6 protein-coding genes are annotated in these 7,283 nt (G+C 41.6%); 5 read left to right on the top strand and 1 reads right to left on the bottom strand.

The window, feature by feature from the left end; translation table 11 throughout:
* Positions 1-113: 113 nt before the first annotated feature.
* On the top strand, positions 114-1,490 hold the full coding sequence (locus ABYD77_RS16490; RefSeq protein WP_372771199.1) for a sigma-54-dependent transcriptional regulator: 1,377 nt from the start codon (positions 114-116) through the stop codon (positions 1,488-1,490).
* Between the two features lie 2 nt (positions 1,491-1,492).
* Entirely contained in the window at positions 1,493-2,791 is a 1,299-nt protein-coding gene (locus ABYD77_RS16495) for a PAS domain-containing sensor histidine kinase (protein ID WP_372771200.1), read from the top strand.
* Here ABYD77_RS16495 and ABYD77_RS16500 read toward each other — a convergent pair.
* A complete protein-coding gene (locus tag ABYD77_RS16500) occupies positions 2,784-4,046 on the bottom strand; it encodes an NAD(P)/FAD-dependent oxidoreductase (RefSeq protein WP_372771201.1) in 1,263 nt (420 codons plus the stop codon). The two genes, ABYD77_RS16495 and ABYD77_RS16500, sit on opposite strands and share 8 nt — an antisense overlap.
* Positions 4,047-4,481: 435 nt before the next feature.
* Between ABYD77_RS16500 and ABYD77_RS16505 the strand changes: the two genes are divergently transcribed.
* The 3 genes from ABYD77_RS16505 to ABYD77_RS16515 form a co-directional block, all read left to right on the top strand.
* Positions 4,482-5,483 carry a 4-hydroxyproline epimerase gene (locus ABYD77_RS16505; RefSeq protein WP_372771202.1) on the top strand — a complete coding sequence of 334 codons (1,002 nt, stop codon included), beginning with the start codon at positions 4,482-4,484 and terminating at the stop codon, positions 5,481-5,483.
* Between the two features lie 11 nt (positions 5,484-5,494).
* Complete coding sequence (locus ABYD77_RS16510) at positions 5,495-6,973, top strand: aldehyde dehydrogenase (NADP(+)) (RefSeq protein ID WP_372771203.1); 1,479 nt, start codon at positions 5,495-5,497, stop codon at positions 6,971-6,973.
* Positions 6,974-7,089: 116 nt separating this feature from the next.
* Positions 7,090-7,283: GntR family transcriptional regulator (locus ABYD77_RS16515; RefSeq protein WP_372771204.1), on the top strand; the 194-nt coding region annotated here is incomplete at its 3' end.

Consider the following 7,283-nt stretch of genomic DNA (forward strand, 5'->3'; position numbering starts at 1 on the left):
CGCGATAAAAGCACGCTCAAAGAGAACAAAAATAGAACAGCAAAGATCAACAGACCCTAGTAGCCTTTGTGCTCTTTTAAGCAAACAAGAATTAACGCAGTAAAGGATAAATTGTGTCCCATATTTTAATTGCAGATGACGATCCCAGTATTGTTGCCGCACTTCGCCTATTTTTAAAGAGCGAAGGGTTTAAAGTCAGCACAGCAAGTTCACCAGCAGAAGCTGTCTTTTTTGTTAAACAAAACGACATTGATCTCGCTTTAATCGATTTAAATTATCACGCTGATACCACCTCAGGTCAGGAAGGTATTAATCTTACCGAACAGCTTGCAAGCCTTGATGAAAGCTTGGCAATTGTGTGTATGACTGGATGGGCAAGTGTTGAAATCGCCGTTGAGGTTATGAAAGCCGGAGCGGGCGATTTTGTTGAAAAGCCATGGGAAAACGAACGCCTATTAACGGTGATCACCAATCAGCTGAAACTGCGTGAACAAAAGCTGAAAAACCAAGTGCTTAACCAAGAAAACCAAAACTTAAAAAGCGAGCTGGCACAAGGCGGTGGAGAGTTGATTGTTGAATCTGCCCCAATGAAAGCTTTACTTGCACAACTAGAGCAAATTGCCAAAGCCGATATCAATGTGCTGATCACAGGGCCAAATGGCACTGGTAAAAGTTTACTCGCGCAGCATATTCATACTTTGAGTAGCCGTAATAACGAGCGTTTTGTTTCGGTAAATATGGGCGCGATTAGCGAAAGCTTATTTGAGTCTGAACTATTTGGCCATGTAAAAGGTGCCTTTACCGATGCCAAGGAAAATCGGATTGGTCGCGTTGAGCTTGCCGAAAAAGGCACCTTGTTTATGGATGAAATTGGGAATATTCCACTGCCACAACAGGCAAAGTTACTGCGCTTATTGGAAGAACACCAATTTGAAAAAGTTGGTTCAAGTAAAACTCAAACAGCCAATATTCGTTTAATTTCAGCAACCAATGCCAATTTAGATGCGATGGTAGAAGATGCAACGTTTCGCCAAGATTTACTTTATCGGTTAAACACGTTTGTGGTGCGTTTACCAAGTTTAGCTGAGCGAAAAGATGACATCTTGCCAATGGCAAATAACTTTATTGCTAAAGCTGCCAAACGTTTTAACAAACCAGCACCGAGTTTATCGTCTGCTGCGTGTGATGCACTTTTGGCATACGATTGGCCGGGCAATGTACGTGAACTTTCTCATACGTTAGAGCGTGCGACGTTACTTGCTGTAAGCGAAATCAGCCCAGAGCATTTAATGCTAACGCCGACTGCAACTCAAGTTCCACAGGCTCAGGAACAAATAACCGCTAAGTACCAAGGCACAATGGATGAAATTGAAAAAGCTGTGATTGAACAGCGCTTAATGGAATATCAAGGTAATGCACTAGATACAGCAAAATCGCTTGGTTTAAGTCGCAGTGCGTTTTATCGTCGCCTCGATAAATTTGGTATTTAGTTGTGAAAAGCTTTTTCAATCAGCTACAACGTTCAGTTTTGTGGGCGGCGCTACCGGGTAATTTTATTGCCTTGGTGATGATATGGCAGGCAGATCTCAGCATTTATTTGCAAGCGCTGGTGAGTTTGTTACTAATTTTAGTGGTGGCGATAAATCTTTATTATTTATTTGATAAATTAAACGAGCAGTTTTTATCGTTAGCAAATTTAGTTGAAGCGTTAAATGCAGGTGATTACACCTTGCGCGCTAAGGGGGCGGCTGAGTCATCGGCGTTCGGCGATTTAGTTCAGCAGATTAACCGACTTGCGGATAACTTATCTATCACTCGCTTTGAATACAAAGAAAGCCAGCTGTTATTAGCGAAACTGATTAAACAAATTGGCGTGATTATTTTTGCCTGTGATGAAAATCAAAAAATTACCTTGGCAAACCCTGCAGCAGAGCGCTTTTTTGAAAAATCCGAGTCCAAGTTGATTAACCATACATTGGCGGATTTAAATTTGGTTGATCTTATTGATGCGCCAAATAATCAGTTAGTGATGGTTGCCAATAAGCAAGCGTCATCTCGCTTGCATTTATATCGTGATAATTTTAGAGAAGCAGGTAAGCAGCATAACTTATTTATTTTATCGGATTTAGAAACAGTACTGAGCCATCAAGAGCAAAAAGCATGGAAAGACTTAGTCCGTGTGTTAAGTCATGAAATTAATAATTCGCTGTCGCCCATTATTAGCTTAACCGATACGTTAAATAAAATATCATCGAGTTTGCCGATTGACGGCGAAGACAAAGAAGATATTCAAGGCGGCTTAACCATTATTGGCGAACGTGCAACCCGCTTAAAATCCTTTATTCAAGGTTATCGTCAGCTTGCGACCTTGCCAGAGCCGCAAAAGAAACCGCATGATTTAGTAAAAATCATCTCAAGTAGTACAGAGTTACTAGGATATCCCTGTAATTTACATTTAGCAGATAACTGCATACTTGAAGTGGATGCCGCTCAACTAGAGCAGTGCTTAATTAATTTATTGAAAAATGCCCATGAAGCAGCCCCACAGCAAACAATAGACGTTTCACTTAAACAAGATGCGCAACAAGTGGTAATTGAAATCAGAGATTTAGGCGCGGGGATCAGTAACCCTGACAACCTTTTTGTGCCTTTATACACCACCAAAAAACAAGGCACAGGTACAGGCCTTGCGTTGTGTCGCCAAATTGTATCAGCGCATAATGGGGTGATTTCACTTAGCAACCACCCAGAAAGTGGTTGCGTCGCGAAAATAGTATTACCGCTTAGTTAAAACGGGCAATGGAATAAGGCGCAAGGTCAATTTGCGGTGTTACGTCTTGTACTTCTGCTGATATGAGTTCTGCACTAATGGCCGCCAAGGTTAAGCCTAGGTGCTGGTGGCCAAAGTTAAAAAACACATTGTTGTGTTTAGGTGCGCGCCCGATCACAGGTAGTGAGTCGGGTAGTGTAGGGCGAAAGCCCATCCATTTTTTATCTTGCTCAGGGTGGTCGTCTACCATATTTGGCCAAATGGATTCGCCAAGCTGCTTTAACATATCGGCACGGCGGTAGCTTGGTGCTTTTGAAAGACCTGCAAATTCTACTGTCCCCGCAAGGCGTAAACCTTCTTGCATTGGGGTTAGAATAAATTTCTTCTCAAATGATACAACTGGCATGGTGGGCATTTTCTCACTGGATACCATGTAGTGGTAACCACGCTCTGTGTCGATAGGTACTTTATAACCAAGCTGTTTGCAAAGTGCTTTTGAGTGTGCGCCGGTGCACATTATTAATTTATCGAATACTAGCGCATCGTCGTTGGCATTTACGGTCACACCAGAGTTGTTTGAAAATAGCGATGTCACTTCAACTTGCTTAAAATTAACGCCTAATGATTTTGCATAGTCAAACAATGCGATGTTCAATTTATAAGGGCTGCAAGTATGGCCCACATCGGTAAAGTAAAGAGCGTGTGTAATTGCTGGGTGTAACCCCGGTTGCAACTCATCTAACTCGTGTCTTTCTAATAACTTTACGTTTACGCCTTCTTTTTTATAGTGAGCACGTGTTGCTAGCGCATCTTTACGAGAGTCTGACTCGAAGGTAAGTAAGCTGCCATTTAAATGGAATAGTGACTCGGTATTTGTTGTTTTAGTTAAACGTTGCCATGCGTTAATTGCCGACTGATTTAACTGTTTTAATGCTTCTTTATTGCGATTAAACACACGCGGACGCATATTTGCTAAAAAGCGCATAAACCAAGGTAGTGCTTTAAACAAATAACTCGGGCTAATACGCAGAGCGCCTTTTGGGTCGAGCAACATTTTTGGTAGTTGTGGTAATAAAGATGCCTGCGCGAGCGGAAATACCTGCTCTGTAGCAAAATGCCCGGCATTACCTTTTGAACAGCCTTCACTAATACCTTTGCTATCAAGTAGCGTTACTTGATAGCCTTGTTGTTGTAGTTGAATCGCGGTTGAAATACCTATTACACCAGCGCCAATAACAGCAACGTTTTGATTAACCGAGCTAGAGATGTTTTTCATTTGATAAAAATATAACTTTACTTTGTATACAATATACATTAACTTAATCGGTATACAATGTACAGTATCACTTTTCGAAGTAAAAACAAATTAAACCAAATAGGCTATTACACAATAAAGCCGTTACACAGAGTCTTCTGGAATTTGGCCTTGGTTGTTACCTCTACTAGCTTTAGATACTGTGCTTAAGCTTTTTGTTTAGCATCAAATACTGAATAAAATTAGCGGTTATGGTTGTTAACAACCACAATTCTTTTTATGTCAAAAGTGGATGCTAAAAAGCATTGGTGAAACGTATTTAAAGCAATGGCAATTATGTAGCTTTAGCAAAATATGTTTTTTAAAAAATTAGGCTTTCCCCTTTAGCCGAGGTGCGCAATTTTTTGCGCGCCTATTTCGAATAAAGTGAAGTAAAAATAAATAGGAGTGCAGCAAGTGAAAAAAGGGACCTATTTTTGTATTGATGCCCATACCTGTGGCAATCCAGTCAGATTAGTTACGTCAGGCCACCCTGTGCTTGAAGGTAAAACGATGGGCGAAAAACGCATGCACTTCATGCGCGAATATGACTGGATCCGTCAGTCGTTGATGTTTGAACCTCGCGGCCATGACATGATGTCGGGTGCATTTTTGTATCCACCTTGCTCTGATAATGCTGATGCATCAATTTTATTTATTGAAACCTCAGGCTGCTTACCAATGTGTGGGCACGGCACTATCGGTACCTTAACCGCAGGTTTAGAAGCGGGCCTTATCCAACCAAGAGTACCGGGTAAATTAGTGATTGATGTGCCAGCAGGGCAGATTAATGTTGATTACCAAATGACGAATAATAAAGTTGATTGGGTAAAAATTTATAATGTTGCTGCTTATTTAGCGCATCGAGATATTGAAATTGATGTGCCAGAACTTGGCAAAATCAAACTTGATATTGCCTACGGTGGTAATTTTTACGCCATTGTTGAGCCGCAGGAAAATTTCCCAGGCATTGATAAGTGGACACCTGGCGATATTTTAAAATTTAGTCCTTTGGTACGTGAAATTGCGGGTCGTGCAGTGGAGTGTGTTCACCTTGAAGATCATAATGTCAAAGGGCTTTCTCACGTTTTATGGACAGGCGCGCCAAAAACTGAAGGTTCTACCGTTGCCAACGCAGTGTTTTATGGCGATAAAGCCATAGATCGTAGTCCTTGTGGGACAGGTACATCAGCACGTATGGCGCAGCTTCATGCCAAAGGTTTATTAAAGCCGGGCGAAAAGTTTGTTCATGAAAGTATTATTGGTAGCCAGTTTGTTGGCACCATCGAAGCCGTAACCGAAATTGCTGGCATCACTGCGATTAAGCCATCAATTCAAGGTTGGGCAAAAATTACCGGATACAACCAGATACTAGTGGATGATGATGATCCCTATGTCAATGGTTTCCAACTTGTTTAAGGGGAGAGTAAATGTTTACAGGATTAAGCTTTATTAATAACGAATGGTCTTCACAAGGTGAAGATTCGTTTAACGCAATAAATGCATTTGACCATACGCCACTTGAGCCTGCATTTAAAAACTGTAGCCTTGAGCAGTTAGCACAAGCATGTGATGTGGCAGATGCTGCATTTAAGATTTATCGTAAAACCACTAAAGCCCAGCGTGCTGCGTTTTTAAATGCGATTGCTGATGAGCTTGCAAGTAAAGAAGATGAGCTGGTTGCACGCACACCTCTTGAAACTGGTTTACCTGAAATGCGTATTAAAGGTGAGCTAGGTCGTACTGTTGGTCAGTTACGTTTATTTGCAGCAAATTTAGAAAAAGACGCTGAGTTTATCGCTGAGGATGCCGCATTACCTGAGCGTCAGCCTTTACCGCGCCCAACATTAAAAATGGCAAAAATTGCCATTGGTCCGGTAGCAGTTTTTGGTGCAAGTAATTTCCCTCTTGCCTTTAGTGCGGCAGGTGGTGATACAGCATCGGCATTAGCGGCAGGTTGCCCTGTGGTTTATAAATCTCACTCGGCACACCCAGGTACCAGTGAAATTGTGGTACGTGCGATTGAAGCGGCAATTACTAAATGCGATATGCCAAAAGGTGTTTACCAGCTATTACATTCGAAAAGTTACGATGTAAGTCATGAATTAGTGAAAAACCCAAAAATCCAAGCAGTTGGTTTTACTGGTTCGTTTGGTGTGGGTATGGCACTGCAAGACAGCATTAAACAACGCAAGCAGCAAATTCCATTTTATGGCGAGCTGGGTTCTACTAATCCGCAAGTATTGCTTTCTGGTTTTGTTGAAGGCCAAGAAGAAAAACTAGCGGCAACATTTATTGCATCGCTAAATATGGGCGCAGGCCAATTTTGTACAAACCCAGGTTTATGGCTTATTGCTGAAGAAGAAGCTGAAAGTTTTAAACAAGCTGTGGCTAAAGAGGTGGAAGTTTCTGCACCGCAAGCCATGTTAACGCCTGCTATCTTAAAAGCATATAAATCAGGGTGTGAAAACTTCGCAAACAATGCAACGCTTGTTGCAAGTGGTCAATCTGAAGAGCTGCGTTGTAGTACGCAAGTATTTGCCACGACTGCAACAGAGTTCAGAAACAACAAAGCCTTACATGAAGAAGTATTCGGTCCTGCAGCGTTAATGGCAACGTATTCATCAAACGACGAGCTAGTCGCTTTAATTGATGAACTCGAAGGTCAATTAACTGCAACCATTCATGGTAGCGAAGCTTTGGTTCAGCAACATGCTGACATTGTGGATGCGTTAAGTTATGTGGTTGGCCGATTAATATACAATCAAATGCCAACGGGTGTGGAAGTGTGCGATGCGATGATGCATGGTGGTCCATTCCCAAGTTCAACGGATGTACGTAGTACTTCTGTTGGCAGTCAAGCAATAGAACGATTCTTGCGTCCTCTATGTATACAAAATGCCTTTTAGAGTTCGTATGAAATAATTGTGTGTTCCCGTTCTAAGGTAAAAGGCCAGCTATGCTGGCCTTTTTTTATAATTTGTATAAACTATTGCCAAGTTTATACAAAATACAAAGAGATAAAATGGGGCTAGCATATAAAACACGTACCGAATTTGTGGTTGATGCGATTCGTGAAAAAATCTTAAAAGGCGAAGTAAAAGCCGGTCAGCCATTACGCCAAGCGGCGCTTGCTGAAGAACTAGATGTGAGCCGTATTCCTGTACGTGAGGCCCTATTACAACTTGAAGCTGAAGGCTTAGTTAAATTCCAAGCGCA

The organism is Pseudoalteromonas sp. (genome assembly GCF_041629635.1).
Lineage (GTDB): Bacteria > Pseudomonadota > Gammaproteobacteria > Enterobacterales > Alteromonadaceae > Pseudoalteromonas.